19 protein-coding genes are annotated in these 18,573 nt (G+C 67.1%); 8 read left to right on the top strand and 11 right to left on the bottom strand.

Annotated elements, in window-relative coordinates:
* Together glyS and ACT4N3_RS09050 are read right to left on the bottom strand one after the other, a co-directional pair.
* On the bottom strand, positions 1 to 1,906 hold a 1,906-nt coding region (glyS, locus tag ACT4N3_RS09055; RefSeq protein ID WP_444854892.1), incomplete at its 3' end, for a glycine--tRNA ligase subunit beta.
* A 126-nt stretch (positions 1,907 to 2,032) separates the two neighbouring features.
* Positions 2,033 to 2,926 carry a glycine--tRNA ligase subunit alpha gene (locus tag ACT4N3_RS09050; protein WP_444854894.1) on the bottom strand — a complete coding sequence of 298 codons (894 nt, stop codon included), beginning with the start codon at positions 2,924 to 2,926 and terminating at the stop codon, positions 2,033 to 2,035.
* A gap of 92 nt (positions 2,927 to 3,018) precedes the next feature.
* On the opposite strand from ACT4N3_RS09050, the gene ACT4N3_RS09045 reads away from it, so the two are divergent.
* The 3 genes from ACT4N3_RS09045 to pth all read left to right on the top strand — a co-directional run bounded on the left by ACT4N3_RS09045 (position 3,019) and on the right by pth (position 5,426).
* Positions 3,019 to 3,954, top strand: coding sequence for a TraB/GumN family protein (locus tag ACT4N3_RS09045; RefSeq protein WP_444854891.1), 936 nt, complete (start codon positions 3,019 to 3,021; stop codon positions 3,952 to 3,954).
* A gap of 110 nt (positions 3,955 to 4,064) precedes the next feature.
* A complete protein-coding gene (locus ACT4N3_RS09040) occupies positions 4,065 to 4,745 on the top strand; it encodes a 50S ribosomal protein L25/general stress protein Ctc (protein ID WP_444854890.1) in 681 nt (226 codons plus the stop codon).
* Between the two features lie 105 nt (positions 4,746 to 4,850).
* Positions 4,851 to 5,426: an aminoacyl-tRNA hydrolase gene (gene pth / locus ACT4N3_RS09035; protein WP_444854893.1), complete on the top strand. Its 576-nt coding sequence runs from the start codon at positions 4,851 to 4,853 to the stop codon at positions 5,424 to 5,426.
* A 39-nt stretch (positions 5,427 to 5,465) separates the two neighbouring features.
* Here pth and ACT4N3_RS09030 read toward each other — a convergent pair whose 3' ends face one another.
* The gene (locus ACT4N3_RS09030; RefSeq protein WP_444854889.1) at positions 5,466 to 7,871 is read right to left on the bottom strand and encodes a zinc-dependent metalloprotease; all 2,406 of its coding nucleotides are present in this window, start codon (positions 7,869 to 7,871) and stop codon (positions 5,466 to 5,468) included.
* 217 nt (positions 7,872 to 8,088) lie between these two features.
* Between ACT4N3_RS09030 and ychF the strand changes: the two genes are divergently transcribed.
* Positions 8,089 to 9,189 (top strand): redox-regulated ATPase YchF, encoded by a 1,101-nt coding sequence (gene ychF / locus ACT4N3_RS09025; protein ID WP_444854888.1) that lies wholly within the window; start codon positions 8,089 to 8,091, stop codon positions 9,187 to 9,189.
* A 52-nt stretch (positions 9,190 to 9,241) separates the two neighbouring features.
* Here ychF and ACT4N3_RS09020 read toward each other — a convergent pair whose 3' ends face one another.
* The 3 genes from ACT4N3_RS09020 to ACT4N3_RS09010 are packed head-to-tail and all read right to left on the bottom strand — an operon-like array spanning position 9,242 to position 10,965.
* Positions 9,242 to 9,643, bottom strand: coding sequence for a DoxX family protein (locus ACT4N3_RS09020; RefSeq protein WP_444854887.1), 402 nt, complete (start codon positions 9,641 to 9,643; stop codon positions 9,242 to 9,244).
* Between the two features lie 17 nt (positions 9,644 to 9,660).
* On the bottom strand, positions 9,661 to 10,065 hold the full coding sequence (locus tag ACT4N3_RS09015) for a VOC family protein (RefSeq protein WP_444854886.1): 405 nt from the start codon (positions 10,063 to 10,065) through the stop codon (positions 9,661 to 9,663).
* A 60-nt stretch (positions 10,066 to 10,125) separates the two neighbouring features.
* On the bottom strand, positions 10,126 to 10,965 hold the full coding sequence (locus ACT4N3_RS09010; protein WP_444854885.1) for a helix-turn-helix domain-containing protein: 840 nt from the start codon (positions 10,963 to 10,965) through the stop codon (positions 10,126 to 10,128).
* Positions 10,966 to 10,988: 23 nt separating this feature from the next.
* Here ACT4N3_RS09010 and ACT4N3_RS09005 point away from each other — a divergent pair, with 23 nt between their 5' ends.
* From ACT4N3_RS09005 to ACT4N3_RS08995, 3 genes are read left to right on the top strand one after another with little or no spacing between them, the layout of a single operon-like run.
* Positions 10,989 to 12,524 carry an alkaline phosphatase D family protein gene (locus ACT4N3_RS09005; RefSeq protein ID WP_444854884.1) on the top strand — a complete coding sequence of 512 codons (1,536 nt, stop codon included), beginning with the start codon at positions 10,989 to 10,991 and terminating at the stop codon, positions 12,522 to 12,524.
* Positions 12,525 to 12,579: 55 nt separating this feature from the next.
* Positions 12,580 to 12,870 (top strand): GIY-YIG nuclease family protein, encoded by a 291-nt coding sequence (locus ACT4N3_RS09000; protein WP_444854883.1) that lies wholly within the window; start codon positions 12,580 to 12,582, stop codon positions 12,868 to 12,870.
* Between the two features lie 55 nt (positions 12,871 to 12,925).
* Positions 12,926 to 13,375, top strand: coding sequence for a MaoC family dehydratase (locus ACT4N3_RS08995; protein ID WP_444854882.1), 450 nt, complete (start codon positions 12,926 to 12,928; stop codon positions 13,373 to 13,375).
* On the opposite strand, the gene ACT4N3_RS08990 is transcribed toward ACT4N3_RS08995, so the two are convergent.
* From ACT4N3_RS08990 to petA, 3 genes are read right to left on the bottom strand one after another with little or no spacing between them, the layout of a single operon-like run.
* A complete protein-coding gene (locus ACT4N3_RS08990; RefSeq protein ID WP_444854881.1) occupies positions 13,372 to 14,247 on the bottom strand; it encodes a cytochrome c1 in 876 nt (291 codons plus the stop codon). The two genes, ACT4N3_RS08995 and ACT4N3_RS08990, sit on opposite strands and share 4 nt — an antisense overlap.
* A gap of 15 nt (positions 14,248 to 14,262) precedes the next feature.
* Positions 14,263 to 15,552 carry a cytochrome b gene (locus tag ACT4N3_RS08985; protein ID WP_444854880.1) on the bottom strand — a complete coding sequence of 430 codons (1,290 nt, stop codon included), beginning with the start codon at positions 15,550 to 15,552 and terminating at the stop codon, positions 14,263 to 14,265.
* A gap of 11 nt (positions 15,553 to 15,563) precedes the next feature.
* On the bottom strand, positions 15,564 to 16,130 hold the full coding sequence (petA, locus tag ACT4N3_RS08980) for a ubiquinol-cytochrome c reductase iron-sulfur subunit (RefSeq protein ID WP_444854879.1): 567 nt from the start codon (positions 16,128 to 16,130) through the stop codon (positions 15,564 to 15,566).
* A 284-nt stretch (positions 16,131 to 16,414) separates the two neighbouring features.
* Here petA and ACT4N3_RS08975 point away from each other — a divergent pair, with 284 nt between their 5' ends.
* Positions 16,415 to 16,864 (top strand): tRNA (cytidine(34)-2'-O)-methyltransferase, encoded by a 450-nt coding sequence (locus ACT4N3_RS08975; RefSeq protein WP_444854878.1) that lies wholly within the window; start codon positions 16,415 to 16,417, stop codon positions 16,862 to 16,864.
* An 85-nt stretch (positions 16,865 to 16,949) separates the two neighbouring features.
* Here ACT4N3_RS08975 and tcmP read toward each other — a convergent pair whose 3' ends face one another.
* Both tcmP and ACT4N3_RS08965 read right to left on the bottom strand, forming a co-directional pair.
* The gene (gene tcmP / locus ACT4N3_RS08970; protein WP_444854877.1) at positions 16,950 to 18,089 is read right to left on the bottom strand and encodes a three-Cys-motif partner protein TcmP; all 1,140 of its coding nucleotides are present in this window, start codon (positions 18,087 to 18,089) and stop codon (positions 16,950 to 16,952) included.
* Between the two features lie 47 nt (positions 18,090 to 18,136).
* The coding region (locus ACT4N3_RS08965) for a DUF5131 family protein (RefSeq protein WP_444854876.1) at positions 18,137 to 18,573 on the bottom strand (437 nt) is incomplete at its 5' end.

Here is an 18,573-nt window from a genome sequence, read left to right as displayed (position 1 = left end):
AGCCGGCGAGCAGGTCCGCGCCCTCGGGCGTCTCGACCGAAGCCTGGAGCGCGCTCACCCGGGCGAGCAGGCGGACCAGATCGTCTTCCGGCTCGCCCCTGTCGCGGCCCATGGCGAAGACCGCGTCGATCAGATCGTGGCGGACCCCCGCCTCGCGCTGCTGGACCTTCAGGCGGTCACCGAGAAAATCGAGCAATTGCTCCGCGACGTCGGTTGCCTCCTCGATGATCTTGCCGCGCTCCACGTTGGGGGTCAGCGCCGAATCCCAGCGGACGAGGACATGATCGCCGTGGCGATAAGTGAAGCCGCCGACGCTCGCGGTGATCTCATGTTCTTCTTTGTCGCCGTCGAGCAGATCGGGATAGGTGACCGAGGCGAGCGCCCCCATCCGCGCGACGGCACCCAACACCGCAGCCTGCACGAACACATCAGCGAGGGGCAGGCGCAGGCTATTGCAGGTGACGAGGCGGATCAGCGCCAGAGCGGCGCGGCGCAGCGCGAAGGGATCGCGCGAGCCGGTCGGCTTTTCGCCGATCGAGAAGAAGGCGACGAGGGTATCAACGCGGTCGGCGAGGTTGACCGCGACGGTGATCGGATCAGTCGGCACGTCGTCGCTTTGCCCGGCCGGCCTGTAATGATCGCGAATCGCGTTCGAGACCGCCTCGCTCTGCCCCTGGGCGCGGGCGTAATAGCTGCCGATCACGCCCTGCAGCTCGGGGAACTCGCCCACCATCTCGGTGACCAGATCGGCCTTGGCGAGCCGCGCCGCTGCCTTCACATCGGCCATGTCGGCGCGGATGAAGCGCTCCCGCACCAGCCATTCGGCGAGCTTCGCGACCCGCTCCGCCTTCAGCGCGACGGTGCCGAGCCTCTCGTGGAAGACGATGCCGGCGAGCTTCGCCGCCTGATCGGCCAGCGGCGTCTTGAGGTCCTGATCCCAGAAGAAGCGCGCGTCGGAGAGGCGGGCGGTGAGCACCTTCTCGTTGCCGGCAACGACGGCGGCGGGATCGGAGGAGGCGATGTTGGCGACGCAGACGAAGCGGTGGGAGAGCGCGCCCTCCTCGCCGCAGCAGGCGAAATATTTCTGGTTCACCCGCATGGTGAGCTGGATGAGCTCGCGCGGGAGCGCGAGGAAGGATTCGTCGAAGCTGCCCTTGAGCGGCACCGGCCATTCGGTGAGGCCGGCATTCTCCGCCACCAGCCCCTCGTCGGGAATCGTTTTCGTGTTGCGCTGGAGCTTGTCCGATCCTTCACGGATAATCGCCTTACGCTCCTCCTGATCAACGACGACGTGGCAGGCGCGCAGCTTCTCGACATAATCATGGGCACCGCCGATCGTGATCTTGCCCGGATGGTGGAAGCGGTGGCCGACGCTCGCGGCGCCGGCTTTGACGCCGGCGACCTCGAAATCGACGACCTTGTCGCCGAGGATCGCGACGATGCCGTGCAGCGGGCGGACCCAGCGCGGACTCTCCGTCGAGATCGATGCCTCGCCCCAGCGCATCGACTTGGGCCAGGGGAAGGCGCGGACGATGGCGGCGATGGCCTCGGTCAGCACTCCGGCGGTCGGGCGGCCGGGCTTGTCGATCGTGGCGAAGAAGACGCCGTCGCGCTCGACGAGCTGGCTTTCGGTGAGGCCGGTCTTGCGGAGGAACCCTTCCAGCGCCTGCGGCGGTGCGCCGACGCGAGGTCCCTTCAATTCCTCCGACACCGCCTCGGTCGCGTCCGGCAGGCCGCGGGCGATGAGGGCGAGGCGGCGCGGCGTCGCATAAGTCTCGATCGCTTCCGCCTTCAGCCCGGCCTCGCCGAGCTGCTCCTCGAACAGCCGCGCCAGATCGGCGCGCGCCTTGTCCTGCATCCGCGCCGGAATCTCCTCGGAGAGGAGCTCGAGCAGGAAATCAGCCATGAAGGCAGACCCTCACCCTGCCCTCTCCCGCAAGCGGGAGAGGGTGAGCTCGGCGCCCTTCACCGATGCGGGCGCACTCCTTCTCCCGCCCGCGGGAGAAGGTTGGGATGAGGGTCTTAGCTCGCGTCACGCCGCCCACCCGTGCTTGTCCATCCAGGCCTGACAGGCGCCCACCGCCAGCTCGCGGACGCGGCCGATATAGGCCTGGCGCTCGGCGACCGAGATCACGCCGCGGGCCTGAAGGGTGTTGAAGATGTGGCTCGCCCTGATCGCCTGGTCGTAAGCGGGGAGCGGCAGCTTCGCCTCGATGCAGCGGCGGCATTCCTCCGCGGCTTGCCGGAATCGGTCGAACAGGCTGTCGGTGTCCGCGACCTCGAAATTATAGGCGCTGAACTCGACCTCGTTCTCGTGAAAGACCTGGCCATAGGTCACGCCCTCGTCGTTGAAGGCGAGATCGTAGACGCTGTCGACGCCCTGGATGTACATCGCGAGGCGCTCGAGCCCGTAGGTGAGCTCGCCCGCCACCGGTTTGCAGTCGAACCCGCCAACCTGCTGGAAATAAGTGAACTGGGTCACCTCCATGCCGTCGCACCAGACCTCCCAGCCAAGGCCCCAGGCGCCGAGCGTCGGGCTCTCCCAATCGTCCTCGACGAAACGAATGTCGTGCTTCAGCGGATCGACGCCGATCGCCGCGAGCGAACCCAGATAGAGATCCTGCAGGTCCGGCGGGCTGGGCTTCAGGATCACCTGATACTGGTAATAATGCTGCAGCCGGTTCGGGTTGTCGCCGTAGCGGCCGTCGGTCGGGCGGCGGCTGGGCTGGACGAAGGCGGCCTTCCAGGGATCGGGCCCGAGCGCGCGCAAGGTCGTCGCCGGATGGAAGGTGCCGGCGCCCATCTCCATGTCATAGGGCTGCAGGATGAGGCAGCCCCGATCGCTCCAATAATGATGGAGGGTCAGGATCAGCTGCTGGAAGGAGAGCGGGGAGCCCAAGTTTATGCGCCTTCGCACCTGCAACATGAGGGTCTCGAGGCTTTGGCGCATGGGGCGGAGCGGGTCAAGGAGGCGCCTGCTAGGATCGTTTACCCCTTTCCGCTAAGCCGCTCCGCAGCATGAAGAAGCTCATCAGAATGCTTGGCGTGGCGGCGCTCGCCTGTTCGCTTCCGGCGAACGCCCAGCTGCGGCGCGCACCTCCCGCACCGGCGCCCGCAGCAGAGACGCCCCTCCCCGACGCCGATCCCGCGCTCTGGGTGGTGCGCGACGCGGACACGACCATCTACCTGTTCGGCACCTTCCACATGCTCGACGGCCGGCCCTGGTTCGACGACGAGGTCAGGGCCGCCTTCGAGGCGTCGAGCGAGCTGGTGCTGGAGGCGACGCAGCCGGAAGAGCAGGGCGCGATCGCCCAGATGGTCGCGCGCTATGCGATGGACACGCAGGGCCGGCCGCTGTCGCAGCGGCTGCCGCCGGAAGAGAATGAGCGGTTGAACCGGGCCCTGGCGGACGTCAACCTGTCGATCCTGGCCGCCGCGCCGGTCGATCCCTGGTATGCGTCGATCTCGATCACGGTCGCCGCCGTCCAGCGCGCCGGGCTGCTCGGCGCGAACGGGGCGGAAGGCGTGCTGAGCACCGCGGCGCGGGCGCGGGGCATGCCGATCGGCCAGCTGGAGAGCTTCGAATGGCAGATGCAGCTGCTCGACGGCATTCCGGAGGACCTCCAGCTGTTCCAGCTGAGGGCCACGCTGCGCGAGCTTTCCCGGCTGCAGGAGATATTGGGGCCGGCGCTCGCCGCCTGGTCGCGCGGCGACGTCGAGCGGCTGGCCGCGGTGCTGGACGATCCCACCAATGACGACCCGCGCCTCCGCCGCATCTTCCTCTCCGAGCGCAACGCGACCTGGGCGCGCTGGATCCGGGAACGGATGGCGCGGCCGGGGACTTTGTTCATCGCCGTCGGCGCCGGCCATCTCGCCGGGCGCGACAGCGTGCAGGCATTGCTCGCCGAGGCGGGGATTCGGGCCGAGCGTGTGCCGCATGTGGAGACGCCCTAGCCTCGGCTTGCCTCTGAGCCCCCCTTCGCCTATAGGCGCGCCTCCCCGGCCATGGTCATCCCTGGAGGCGTGGCGGGGCATGTGAACATTCCGCATTCGGAGACAAGAAAATGAGCGAACAGCTGACGCTGTCGGCCGAGACGCGCGAACTGGCTGGCAAGGGAGCCTCCCGCGCACTGCGTCGCGAAGGCCGGGTCCCCGCCGTGGTCTACGGCAACAATGAAGCGCCGCTTTCCATCCATCTGGAGGAGAAGGTGCTGATGAAGATGCTGCACACCGGGCACTTCATGAACTCGGTGGTGATGATCGACGCCGGCGGCCAGACCACCCGGACGCTGCCCAAGGACGTCCAGTTCCATGCCGTGACCGATCGGCCGGTCCATGTCGATTTCCTGCGCATCTCCGAGCATGCCCAGGTCACCGTCGCGGTGCCGATCAACTTCATCAACGAACTGAAGTCGCCCGGCATCAAGCGCGGTGGCGTGCTGAACGCGGTCCGTCACGAGCTCGAGCTGGTCTGCGACGCGGCCGAAATCCCGAATGACGTGATCGTCGACCTGGCCGGCACCGACATCGGCGATTCGATCCATATCAGCCAGGTCACCCTGCCCAAGGGCACGACCAGCGCGATCACCGACCGCGACTTCACGATCGCGACGATCGTCGCGCCGTCCGGCGTCAAGTCCGAGGCGGCGGAAGCCGCTGCCGCCGCTGAAGGCGGCGAGGAAGAGCCCGGCGCGGACGAAGTGCCGACCGTGGGCGAGGCCGAGACGGAAGAGGGCGGCGAGTAATTGGCCTTTCGCTGGCTGGCCTCCCTTTTCGCGCCACGGCGCGTCGAGGTGCATGGCCAGCCGGCGGACGCCCCCGTATCGGACGATTGGGGGGACTTCACGCCCGTGCAGATCTGGATCGGCCTCGGCAATCCCGGCGCGAAATACGCCATGCACCGGCACAATGTCGGCTTCATGGCGGTGGACGCCATCGCCGGGGTCCATGGTTTCGAACCGCCGAAGAAGGCGTTCAGCGGCTGGGCGCAGCAGGGCCGGATCGGTACGCAACGCGTCCTGCTGCTGAAGCCCGCCACCTATATGAACGACAGCGGCCGGGCGGCGCGGGCGGCGATGGACTTCTTCAAGCTGGAGCCGGGCGCCGTCACCGCCTTCCATGACGAGCTCGACCTTGCCCCGTTCAAGGTCAAGGTGAAAACCGGCGGCGGCACGGCGGGCCATAACGGCCTGCGCTCATTGGACGCCCATATCGGCCCCGAATTCCGCCGCGTCCGGATCGGCATCGGCCACCCCGGCCACAAGGACAAGGTGACCGGCCATGTCCTGGGCAATTACGCCAAGGCGGAAACGGACCAGCTCAGCGACCTGCTCGGCGCGATCGCGGCCGAGGCCGAATGGCTGGCAAAGGACGACGAGGCCCGCTTCATGAGCGACGTGGCGCTCAGGATGCGCGATCCGGAGTAGCGGGATAGAACCGGCCGACCGGCGGCTCCCCCGTCGCCGCTAACCCAGCCAGTCGTCCTCGCCCGCGCCGATCGGCATTCCGGGCGGGATTTGCGGGGTGCGGCCCGGCGCGGTGAGCGCTGCCGTGAGCGCGACATTGTCGCCGAGCAGCCGGCCGAGGCCGCGCGACCAGTCGTCGCGCCCCGCCTGGAGCGTGCGGGCCAGCCGCGCGAGCCGCTCCGACAGCGCCAGCGCGATCGTCGGCGACAGGGCCGGGTCGCGCTGGACCCGGGCGACGGCGAGGATGGTGGCGGTGGCGACCCGGCCGCGCAGCGCCTGATCGAGGCCGAGCGCGCGGTCCAGGATCGCGTCGATCATCGCCGCCGGCGCCATCTGCCCGCCGTCCGCCGCATGCTGCGCCTCCAGCCGGTTGAGCCGGTCCGGCGCCAGCAGGCTGTTCAGTGTCTGCTGCGCCGCCGTCTCCGAAGCGACGAGCGGATCGAAGACATTGCCGCCGGCGGTGCGGAAAATCTCGATCGTCTCCTGCCGGTCCGGATTCCCCGACCAGCCGGCGGAAAGGTAAGGCAGCAGCGACTGCGGCACGGTGAGCGCGTCCGCCGACATCGTGTCGAGCAGCGCGTCCAAAGCGGCGCGCTGGCGGTCTGGGATCACGACCCGCGCCGCCTCCTGCCCGTCACCGTTGCGCGAATAGGAGAAATCGACGCCGCCGATCAGCTTCGCCGCCGCCTCGATTTGGTAGCGGTGGAGCAGCCAGATCGGCACGAACTTGCGGCGCAGGTTCGAGACCGGCTCGCCCGGATAGAGCGCGCGCGGGCCGAAGCGGCTGACGACGACGCGGCGCACCTCCATCATCCGGCGAAGCTCGGCGACCGGATCGGCGCCGTCGTCCCAAAGGCTGCCCTGCGGATGCGCCGCGCCCACGGCGCGCGCTTCGTTGTCGCCGACGAAGCGCAGCCCCTCGGCGAGCGCAGCGGTCATCCTTGCGTCGCCCTCAGCGTCGCTGTCCGCGCCATAGAGCCAGGAAATCGCGAATTGGTCCCAGCGGCCGAGGCCGACGCCATAGGCATCGGCGAGGCTCGGCTCGCCGTTGACGAGCGTCACCCGCGGCGCCGGATAGTCCATCACCGAATAGCGGCCGGCGATGCTGGCGGCGAAATTGTGGGCGAGGCCCAGCGCATGGCCGACCTCGTGCGCGGCGAGCTGGCGGATGCGCGCCAGGGCGGCCTGGACCGGGTCGTTCGGCCCGCCGCGCCCCGTCTCGCCGGCGCCGACCAGCCCTTCGAAGATCAGCATGTCCTGCCGCACCCGGAGCGAGCCCAAGAGCACCTGGCCGCGGACGATCTCGCCGGTGCGCGGATCGTCGATCGCCTGGCCGTAGGACCAGCCGCGCGTCGCCCGGTTGACCCAGCGCACGACATTGTAGCGCGCGTCCATCGGATCGACGCCCTCGGGCAGATATTCGACCCGGAAGGCGTCGATGAAGCCGGCCGCCTCGAACGCCGCCCGCCACCAGGACGCGCCCTCGAACAAGGCGGTGCGGATCGGCTCCGGCGCGGCGGTGTCGATGTAGAAAGCGATCGGCCGGCGCACGCGCGAACGGAGCGCATTGGGCTCGAGCCGCTCCAGCCGGAAGCGGTTGGCGAGCTCGTAGACGATCGGCTGGCCCAGCGGCTGGGCGAAGTCCACCACCTGCGTCCCGAACGCGCCGGCGCGCGGATCGAAGCGGCGCGCCCGGTAGCCGAGTTCGGGCAGCCGCATCAGCGAATGGCGGACGACGAAGCCGAGATTGCCGTTGACCGGCGAGATGTTGTTCACCTCGGCGGTCGGCGCGGTCGCGGTGAAGGTGAGCCGCGCCGCAAGCTCGATGTTCTCCGGGAAGACGCGCACAGCATTGGGATCGGCGACGCTGAGCTCGGGGACGAAGCGGAACTCGCCGCCGGCGCCGCGCAGCGCCTGGACGATATTCATGTCGTCGCGGGCGAGGAAGCCGGCGACATCGACCATGAAGCCGCCGTCCGGTTGCTCGGCCGCGACCTCGCCCATCCAGATCGTCGAATAAGCGAAGCTCTCGCGCACCCCGCGCTGCTCGATCGCCGTGCCCGTGCTGGCGCGGAAGCGCGGATTTTCGATCTCCGCCACCACCCGCCGGCCGACGCGGCGGAAGACGAGGATGCGCGAGCCGCCAGCGAGACCGCGGTCGAGCCCGATCGGGGCGGAGCCGAGGCCGGTCTCCAGCCCGGTGACATAGAGGTAGCGGCCGGAAACGCCGTCCCGGTCCGGCGCCGGCAGCGCGAGCAGGATGCGCCCGATGCGGCGATCGACATGGACGGGGAGAAGTCCCTGCTGTGCCGTCGTTCCGGCCAGCACTTGGGCGGGCGGGTTGATCGTCTGGGCGGCGGCCGGGACGGCGGCGGCGAGCAGCAGGACGGCAAGACGCAGCTTCATTCGATTCCCCCCGACGAGCCCGGGCGGACACTAGGCTGGCCATCGCCGGACGCAACGGCTAACCGGCCGCAAAATTCCTCCCTGTCGCGAAGCGATGGGGAGGGGGACCGGCTGAAAGCCGGTGGAGGGGCCTCGCTGAGGCCGATTGCCCCTCCACCATGCTTCGCATGGTCCCCCTCCCCACGCCTTCGGCGCAGGGAGGATCTTGGAGATTCAGATGGGCTTTCGTTGCGGAATCGTCGGGCTGCCGAACGTCGGCAAATCCACCTTGTTCAACGCGCTGACCGAGACGGCCGCGGCGCAGGCGGCCAATTACCCGTTCTGCACGATCGAGCCCAATGTCGGCCGCGTCGCGGTGCCCGATCCGCGGCTGGACCGGATCCGGGAGATCGCGAAGTCCGCCCAGGAAATCGAGACCCAGCTGGAGTTCGTCGACATTGCCGGCCTGGTGCGTGGCGCGAGCAAGGGCGAAGGCCTCGGCAACCAGTTCCTCGCCAATATCCGCGAGGTGGACGCGATCGTCCATGTGCTGCGCTGCTTCGAGGGAGGCGACGTCACCCATGTCGAGGGGAGGGTCGATCCGGTCGCGGACGCGGAGACGGTCGAGACCGAGCTGATGCTGGCCGACCTGGAGAGCCTCGAGAAAAGAGTGCCGAACCTGATCAAGAAGGCGCAGCAGGGCGACAAGGAGGCGAAAATCCAGGCCAGCGTGCTTGGTCAGGCGCTGGAGCTGCTGCGGGATTCGAAGCCCGCGCGGCTGACCGAGCCGAAGGACGCCGAGGAGAAGCTGGCTTTGGGGCGCGCCCAGCTTCTGACCGCGAAGCCGGTGCTCTACGTCTGCAATGTCGGCGAGGGCGATGCCGCGAGCGGCAATGCCCATAGCGCGCGCATGTTCGCGAAAGCGGACGCCGAAGGCGCCAAGGCGGTGGTCATCTCGGCCGCGATCGAGGCGGAAATCGCGACCATGCCGGCCGGGGACCGGGCCGAGTTTCTTTCCGATCTCGGCCTTCACGAAACCGGCCTCAGCCAGATCATCCGCGCCGGCTATGATTTGCTCCACCTCATCACCTTCTTCACCGCCGGCCCCAAGGAAGCGCGCGCCTGGACCGTGGAGAAAGGCGCGAAGGCTCCGCAGGCCGCTGGCGCGATCCACACCGATTTCGAGCGCGGCTTCATCCGCGCCGAGACCATCGCCTTTGACGACTTCGTCGCCTGCGGCGGCGAGGCGGGGGCGAAGGAGGCGGGCAAGATGCGCGCCGAGGGCAAGGACTATGTCGTGCAGGACGGCGACGTCCTGCTGTTCCGCTTCAACGTGTAGGGCGGCGGACCATCGCTTAGGTCCGCCGCCCGAAAGGCGCCGCGCGAGAGCATCAGTTCTCGGTCTTGCGAAAGGGAAGTAGCCCACGCACGCGCGCATCCCGAAGATAAAGCCCGCCCCAAGCCAGCAGCGCGAGGTAGACCCCGAACAGCATGTGGCTGAGGAGCGGGTTGCCGACGCGCAGGTGGGTGGCGACCGTGCCGCCCATATAGCCGGTCAGCAATATCGCCCCCAGCACCGCCGTGCGCGGATAGACGTAGAGCACGGTGCAAAGCAGGCCGAGCAGGCCGAGCGTGCGGGCCAGCTCGGCCGTGGCGGGATAGCCAAGCTCCCGGCTGCTGCTGATGACGACATCGAGCGGCACGAGCTTGATGATGCCGTCGAACAGCATGAAGGCGACGACCAGCCCGCTCAGCACGTAGCTGATCCGCCGCATTGTTGTTTCGTTAGCCATCTTCACTCTCCCTTGCATCACTTGAGCGGGGGCTGCGGCGTGGTGACCATCCACGGCGTGCCGAAGCGATCGACCGTCTTGCCGAAGCGCGAGGCGAACGGCGTCGTCATCAACGGGATTTCGATCGTGCCCCCGGCGGCGAGCTGCGAGAACAGCCGCTCGGCCTCGACATCGTCGGCGGCTTCGAGCGCAAGCGCGTAGCCGGCGCCCCGGCCGTCATCGCCGCGGCCGTCCGAGGCGAAGATGGTGCTGCCGCCCACGCTGAGCTCGGCATGCATCACCTTGTCGCCGGCGTCCGGCGCCGCGCCGGGCATATCCCGGAAGCGGACGAAGGCGCGGACATCGGCGCCCAGCGCATCGCGGTAGAAATCGATCGCTTCGGCGCAGGTGCCGCCAAAGAACAGATAAGGTTCGGCTTTCATGACTTTCTCCTCTTGTTGCGCACCCGCCTTCATGGCGGGCGCAGGCCGAGGATTAGCCGCTTATTCGCCGTCGGTTTTGTATGAGAACGACAATTGCGGCTGCTCACGGATCAGCTTGGCGGGAGTGGTACCGATCAGCTGCTTCATCGATCGCGTCAGATGCGCCTGATCGAAATAGCCGGCCTCGAAGGTCGTATCGAGGATCGACCGGCCGCTGGCGAGCAGCGCGGCGGCGCGGCGTGCGCGGCTGATCTGCTGGAAGCCGCTCAACGTCAGGCCGGTGGCCTTGACAAAGTGGCGCTGAACCGAGCGTCGGCTCATCCATTCGACGTCGCCCTCGATGACCGCGCCGACACTGTGCTCGCGCGCCACGACCCCCGCCAAGGCCAGTCGCGCAACAAAGTCCTCGGCATTGTCGAACGTCGGAATTTCCCAGCTGAGATCGAAAAACCAGAAGCGGTTGCCGGACAAAACGGGCAGGTCCAGATCCAGGCGATCCATCAGCGCCTGGGTGGGTAACCGCGGAAAATAGGTGCCGAACCCGAAGCGGATCGCGATCCACTCGCCATGCGGCGGGCATTCCATCGCGCGTGCCTGCGTGACCGGACCCCTCAGCGTGACCGCCACGAAATCGGTGAGCCGGGTCACGACAAGCTCGATATTTCCTTCCGCCATCGACAAGAACGATCCGCCGCGCTGGCTTCGGCAACGCCAGACGCGCTCGACATAAGGCGAGCTTGACGGCCGATCCTCGAATACTATCAGCATCCGAAATCCTTGCGTGCCTCGTAACGCTGCATGCTTGTACTGTCTGGCATGGCCGCGCGACAAGGAGAACTGGGGCAAGATGTAATGCGGCCTATGGACGTCCTCACGGCAGGCGCCGACGCGAAGCCGCAACAATGGGGGGATAGCACCGAGTGATGTTCACCCGCCGCCACTTCATCGCCAGCGCCGCCGCGACCCTCGCCGCGCCCGCCATCGTCCGCGCCCAATCGATCTGGCGGCGCTATCCGTTCAGCCTCGGCGTCGCCGCCGGCGATCCCTCGCCCGACGGTTTCGTGATCTGGACCCGGCTCGCGCCCGAACCGCTGGCCGAGCATGCCGGCATGGTGATGGCGCCGATGAATGTGGCCTGGGAGGTCGCGTCGGACAGCGGCTTCGCGACCATCGTCGCGCGCGGCGACGCGGCGGCGCGGCCGGAGCTCGCCCACAGCGTCCATGTCGAGGTCGCGGGCCTGCAGCCCGACCGGCCCTATTGGTACCGGTTCCAGGCGGGCGGCGAGCGCAGCATCATAGGGCGCGCGCGGACCCTGCCCGCCGCGTCCGCCAGCCCCGCTTCGCTCAAGTTCGGCGTCGCCGGCTGCCAGGCCTATGACGACGGCTATTACACCGCCTACCGCCACCTTGCCCGCGAGGAGCTCGCCTTCGTCTACCATTATGGCGACTATATCTACGAGTATCGCGGCGGCACGATCCGGCCCGGCTTCGGCGGCGGCGTGACGGTATCGGTGCGCGAGGCGGTCGGCGACACGCTCTACGGCATCGCCGACTACCGGCGCCGCTACGCCCAGTATAAGAGCGACCCGGACCTGGTCCGCGCCCACGCGGCGCACGCCTTTTTCCACAGCTTCGACGATCATGAGATCGCCAACAATTGGGTGCAGGAGATCGTGGACGGGGGCGCCACGCCGGAAGTCTTCCGCGTCCGCCGCGCCGCCGCCTTGCAGGCCTGGTACGAGCATATGCCGGTCCGCCGCGCGCAGATGCCGCGTTTCGGCGACGTCGCGATGCGGCGCGCCGTCCGCTATGGCGATCTCGCCGAGATCGACATCCTCGACACCCGCCAGTTCCGCACCGACCAGCCCTGCGAGGACGGCTTCAAGCCGCGTTGCGAGGGCGTGGGCGCGGCGAATGCGAGCGTGCTGGGGGCCGAGCAGGAAGCCTGGCTGACGCAGAATCTGCGCCGCGACCCGACGCTCTGGAACTGCGTGGCGCAGCAGATCATGATGATGGCGCTCGACCGCCGCACCCGCGACGAGCCGGCGCCGATCTACAATATGGACGCCTGGGTCGGCTATGAGGCGCCGCGCCGGCGGCTGCTCAACCGGATGGCCGGCCTCAACAATGTCGTCGTCCTGACCGGTGACGAGCACCAGAATTTCGCCGGCCTGCTGCACGATGGCGACCGGCCGGTCGCGGTCGAGTTCGTCGCCACGTCGATCTCCAGCGGCGGCGACGGCCAGGACGTCCGCCCCGGCTCCGACCGCATCCTCGCCAACAATCCGCAGCTCAAGTTCATCAACGACCAGCGCGGCTATATCACCTGCGAGGTGGGGCGCGACGAGTGGCGGACCCATTATATGGTGATGGACCGCGTCTCGACACCCGGCGGCGCGATCAGCCGCCGTGCGACCGCGACGGTCGCGCGCGGTACGCCCGATCTGACGATCGTTTGAGCCGCCTGAAGCCGAACATCGTCATTCCCGCGAAAGCGGGAATCCCGCTTCCCTGATGGGCGGCTGGGTCTACATGATGGCCGACCGCTATCGCGGCGCGATCTATACCGGCGTTACCGCCGACATCGCTCGCCGCGCCTATCAGCATCGCACCGGCACCGGCTCGCGCTTTGTCAGCAAGTACGCAATTCTGCGCTTGGTCCATGCAGAGCATTTCGAACGAATCGAGGAAGCCATCGCCCGCGAGAAGGCGATCAAGAAATGGCGCCGCGTCTGGAAGATCGAGCTGATCGAAAAGGCGCACCCGGACTGGCTCGACCTCTACGATCACCTGATCGGTGCTTGAAAGGAAGCGGGATTCCCGCTTTCGCGGGAAAGACGGTGCGGTCGGGAGGCGGCGGATGATCTATTTCGAGGATGTCGAGGTCGGCGCGGAGACCGAGTTCGGCCGTTACGATGTGACGCGCGACGAGGTGCTCGACTTCGCGCGCAAATATGACCCGCAGCCCTTCCACCTTTCCGACGAGGCGGCGGCCCAGACCCATTTCGGCCGGCTCGCGGCGAGCGGCTGGCACACTGCGGCGATGACGATGGCGGTGATCGTGCGCTCGTTCGAAAAGCGGCCGCAGGCCGGGCTGGGTTCGCCCGGCGTCGATGAGCTCAGGTGGCTGAAGCCGGTCTTTCCAGGGGACACGATCACGGTGCGGGGGCGGATCGTCGAGAAGACGCCGTCGCGCTCCAAGCCTGAAATCGGCACCTTCCGCACCGAGACGATCGTGACCAACCAGGACGACGTCCCGGTGATGCGCTTCACCTCGATCGTGCTGATCCGGCGGCGGCCGGCGGACTAGGCGGCGTCGGTCGCCGCCCGTCCCTTCGCGTCCGCCCAGATGTTCCGGTAGGACAGGAAGGCGAGTCCGGTCGCGATGAGCAGGAAGATCACCACGACCAGCCCCATCTGGTGCCGCTGCTGCAGGTTCGGCTCGGCCGCCCAGTGGAGGAAGGCGGCGACGTCGGTCGCCATCTGATCGCGCGTCGCCGCCGTGCCGTCGGCATAGCTCACCTGATTGTCGGCGGTGATCGGCGGCGGCATCGCGATGTTGAGGTTCGCGAAATAGGGATTGAAGTGCAGACCGGTGCCCGGCCGGTTCTCGGCCGGAAGCGCCTCGCCGCGTTCGTTGCGATGGGTCGCCGCGTCGGCATAGCCGGTCAGCAGCGAAGCGACATAGGCCGGGCCGCCCTCGCGCGCCTTGGTGATCAGCGACAGATCGGGCGGCAGCGCATTGTTGTTCGCCGCGCGCGCCGCGACCTCGTTGGCATAAGGCGAGGGGATGCGATCCGACGGCAGCGCCGCGCGCGTCGCCGGCTCGCCGGTCGCCGGATTGATCGACGGCACCTGGATCGGCCATTGGGCGGCGATCGCGCGGACCTCGGCCTCGGTGTAGCCGAGATCGTGCAGGTTGCGGAATGCGACCAGGCCGAGGCCGTGGCAGCCGGCGCAGACGTCGCGATAGACCTGGAAGCCACGCTGCAGCTGCTGCCGGTCGAACTGGCCGAGCGGGCCATTGAAGCTGAATTCGATGTCGCGGGGGTGCTGGTGGAAGTCGTGCTCCACCGTGTGCGGCAGGCCGTCGTGCGAGAAAGCGATGACGCCCCAGAGCAGCGACCAGGCGGCGACGCCGACGAAGCCGAGACCGACGAGGAAGCCGAGGATGCGGACCATCTTGCGTTCGCTCCCTTACGCGGCCGGCGCCGGCTGGACGGGGGCGGCGCCAGCCGCCTCGCTTCCCAGCACGCTTTCGGAAATGGAATTGGGCAAAGGCCGCGTCTTCTCGACCATCGAAAGCAGCGGCAGGATGATCAGGAAGTGGGCGAAATAATACATGGTCGCGACCTGGCTCATCATCACATAGGGCTCTTCGGCCGGCCGGCCGCCGCAGAAGCCGAGCACCGCGACGTCGAGGATCAGGACCCAGAAGAAGATCCGGAACGCCGGCCGGTAGCTGCCCGAGCGCACCGGCGACTTGTCCAGCCAGGGCAGGAAGAAGAGCAGCAGGATCGACGCGAACATCGCCAGCACGCCCCAGAGCTTCGCCTCGAGGATGAAGTCGACCGTGAAGGCGCGCAGGATCGCGTAGAAGGGCCAGAAATACCATTCGGGCACGATATGCGCGGGCGTCGAGAGCGGGTTCGCCGGGATGTAATTGTCGGCATGGCCGAGATAGTTCGGCAGGAAGAAGACGAGGATCGCGAGCAGGATCATCGCGACGCCGGCGCCGAAGCCGTCCTTCGCCGTGTAATAGGGATGGAAGGGCAATGTGTCCTGCGGCCCCTTCACGTCGACGCCGGTCGGGTTTGACGAGCCCGGAATGTGCAGCGCCCAGATGTGGAGGATGATCACGCCGGCGATCACGAACGGCAGCAGATAATGGAGCGAGAAGAAGCGGGTCAAAGTCGCCTGGTCCGGCGCATAGCCGCCGAGCAGCCATGTCTGAACCGGTTCGCCGACGAGCGGGATCGCGCCGAACAGGCCGGTGATCACCTTGGCGCCCCAGAAGCTCATCTGCCCCCAGGGGAGGACATAGCCCATGAAGGCGGTCGCCATCATCAAGAGGAAGATGACGAGGCCGAGCATCCACACCATTTCGCGCGGCGCCTTGTAGGAGCCGTAATAGAGGCCGCGGAAGATGTGGATGTAGGTGACGATGAAGAAGAAGCTCGCGCCGTTGGAATGCAGATAGCGGAGGAACCAGCCCTGGTTCACGTCGCGCATGATATGCTCGACCGAGTTGAACGCGCCGGCGCCCGAAGCCTCGTAATGCATCGCCAGCACGATGCCGGTCACGATCTGGATGACCAGAGCAAGGCCGGCGAGGACGCCGAAATTCCAGGCGTAATTGAGATTGCGCGGCACCGGATAGCCGCCGCCGACGCTGTTATAGGCCAGGCGCGGCAAAGGCAGCCGCTCGTCCAGCCAGCGCATGAACGGATTCTTCGGCGTATATTGCTCAGCCCAGGGGAAGCTCATGCGATGGGTCCTCAGCCGATCCGGACGGCGGTGTCGGTGGTGAACTCATATTCCGGCACCTCCAGGTTCCGGGGCGCCGGGCCTTTGCGGATGCGCGCGGCGGTATCGTAATGCGAGCCGTGGCAGGGGCAGAAATAGCCGCCATATTCACCCTTGTTCTCACCTTCGGCCGCGCCCAGCGGCACGCAGCCCAGATGGGTGCAGACGCCAAGCGTGATCAGCCAGTTCGGGTGCCCCTCCTTGGTGCGCTCGGCGAGCGTCTGCGGATCGCGCAGCGAGGAGGCGTCGACCGCGTTCGCGGCCTGCATCTCGGCCGGGGTCAGGTTGCGGATGAAGATCGGCTGGCGCCGCCAGGTGGCCTTGATCGCCTGGCCGGGCTGGATGGCGGAGATGTCGACGTCGATCTGGGCGAGCGCGAGCACGTCCGCCGACGGGTTCATCTGGTTAACCAGGGGATAGAGCAGGGCCGCGCCGCCGACGCCGGCGAAGCTGACCGCGGCGATGTTGATGAAATCGCGGCGGCGCACGCCCTCGCCGTCCTGCGAGGCCAGTCCCTCGTTCGCTTCCACCGCAGCCATAAACCTTCCCGTTGCCACCGAACCGCGCCACGGTTGCGCCCCCATGATCCCCGGCCTTCGCCGGGGCAGGCGGCCGATGGCCGCTCGCGGTTCGCGGGCCTGATAGACGCGGGGGCGCGGGTTTGCCAACCGTGATTTTGAAGCCGTCATCCTCCCCGGCTTTTGCCGGGGAGGGGGACCACGCGGAGCGTGGTGGAGGGGCCTCTTGTGGCGGAAGTGCCCCTCCACCAGCCGGAGGCTGGTCCCCCTCCCCACGAAATCGTGGGGAGGATAAGGAAGGCCCGATGCGCCTCGCCCTCTTCCAACCCGATCAGGCCGGCAATGTCGGCGCGGCGATGCGGCTGGCGGCCTGCCTCAACGTGCCGCTCGACGTGATCGAGCCCTGCGGCTTCCCCTGGGGGGAGCGGGCGATGCGGCGGGCCGGGATGGACTATGCCGAGATCGCGAACGTGACGCGGCACGCGGACTGGGCAGCGTTCGAGGCGGCGCTGCCCGGGCGGCACGTGCTGTTCACCACCGCCGGCGGCCTGCGCCTGCCCGAGGCGCGGTTCGAGGCCGGCGACACCCTGCTGTTCGGCTCAGAAAGCAAGGGCGCGCCGGTCGAGGTGCATGAGCGGGCCGAGCTACGGGTGCGAATCCCGCAGGCGGCGGGAACGCGGTCGCTGAACCTGGCGGTGGCGGCGGGGATCGGGCTGGCGGAGGGGCTGAGGCAGACGGGTTTGTGGGTGGAGTGAGAGCTAATCATCCGATCTCGGCGCGTGAAAGCTATACGCCGCGTCGGTCAGGGAAGGCCGTAGCCACGGAAGGCGGGCCAGCAAGTCAGAAACTGGAGCTCCAGTTCTGGCCCCTTGCGACGCCGTATTCCTCGTCGGGAACCCGTTTTCCTGGAATCCAGTCAGGAAAATGGAGAACGTCGGCTTTCCGCAGTTCAGCGGCTATCTTGTTAAGCTCGGTCTTTCGAATTGCATGATCCGAGAGAACCTTGGCCCAGAGATGGCCCCACTGAACCGTCTTGGGCGGTGCCGGGATGGATCCAACCATCATCCGCTTCGCGTTCGCCGCCTCGCTGCGAAGAAAGGCCAGCCGTGGGTCCTCCCGCATTTCGTTCATGGAAGAGAGAAGTTCCAATTGGCCGCGAGCCTGGGCCGCCTCGATCTTTTTGACGCCAGCGATCGACGACTGTGCTTCCAGTGCCTTTAGCTGGCAGTCTCGGAATACCTCGATGCCGGGTGGGCGGCGGGTACCATAGACGAGGAAGTAGAACGTCCGGTCCTTACCAGGATACTGGACGTCGACATCGGCTATGTATTCAAAGCCGCCGATGTTTCTTAAAGCCTCCTTGAAGCAGGCGAGGAAGATGGCCTTCCGACCCTGAGGTGTGGCCGCAGAATCATCTCGCGCCGCGGCGAACCGACTGTTCCAATCTACACCCGGGAAGAGCCTGTCGTAGGTCGGCGCCATCGAGGGAAGCTGGGTGAATCGATTCCCGTAATCGAACATGAGATTGAAAACGACCTCGCAGAGATTCCGCGAAATGAGGGGCTTGAGCGCGGCCAGATCGAGGAAGCCCTTCGGGTCGACGAACACGAAGCTGAAAGCACGGGACGGAATGGCGGCTGCGATCGTCGGCGCGATATTCAGGAAGTCCTTGTGATGAGGAATGACGCGCACGGCTGGAAAATGAGACCCGATGCCGCTCAGCTCCTGGAAGGGCTCATCTTCGCGCTCGACTAAGTGCGCGGTCATCCGGACGTTTCGCGGTCGGTGGGCCATGTTCGCCCAGGATTGCTGAGCATCGGTCAATGCCTTGAGGGCAATCCCGAAAGAGGTGTCGGTGTAATTTTCTCCACTACTTTTCCATGGCCCGGAAAAGCCGTCTACGTAGACAACCTCGTCGAACGCGCTTGCGATCTTATGAACGAGCGAATCCAGATACTGTTTTAGGAAGATGTGCTTCACGAGCGCCTGCTCGCGACCGACGTAGTGGGTCGGGACTTGGACCATATTTAAGCGGCAGCCAATACCGGCATCTCGTTCCACTCACGTCCGTCAAGCGTGCGGCCGCCTGATTTCGGCCGTATACCGCCCCATTGCTTGAAGAAAAAGGCGACGTTCTGTTCCTCACATTGGCTGCGTATGTCGCGGACCCATCCGATCTCCATCGGCCTCGCGCCGGGGCCGCTTTCGCCACCAACGATCACCCAGTGAATGCCAGCGAGATCGAGCCGGCCGACTTGTCCGATCAGCGGCTCGATCGAAAGGAATCTGACCGCAGCCGGGGCCGAGCGGAGATGGGCGATGCGGGACCGAGCTTTCGCCTCCTCCACCGATACCCCCAGCCAGATGTGGTCAGGTGCGGCATGATCGACGTAGCGCCTTTTCAGATAATCGCGCATGAGTGAGCTGCGCTTCGTTAAGACTTGGAAGACGTGCCAGTCCGCCT

The organism is Sphingosinicella sp. (assembly GCF_052388015.1).
Taxonomy (GTDB): domain Bacteria; phylum Pseudomonadota; class Alphaproteobacteria; order Sphingomonadales; family Sphingomonadaceae; genus Allosphingosinicella.
The sequence above is the reverse complement of the archived record's forward strand: the minus strand, read 5'-3'. Positions and strand labels throughout refer to the sequence as shown.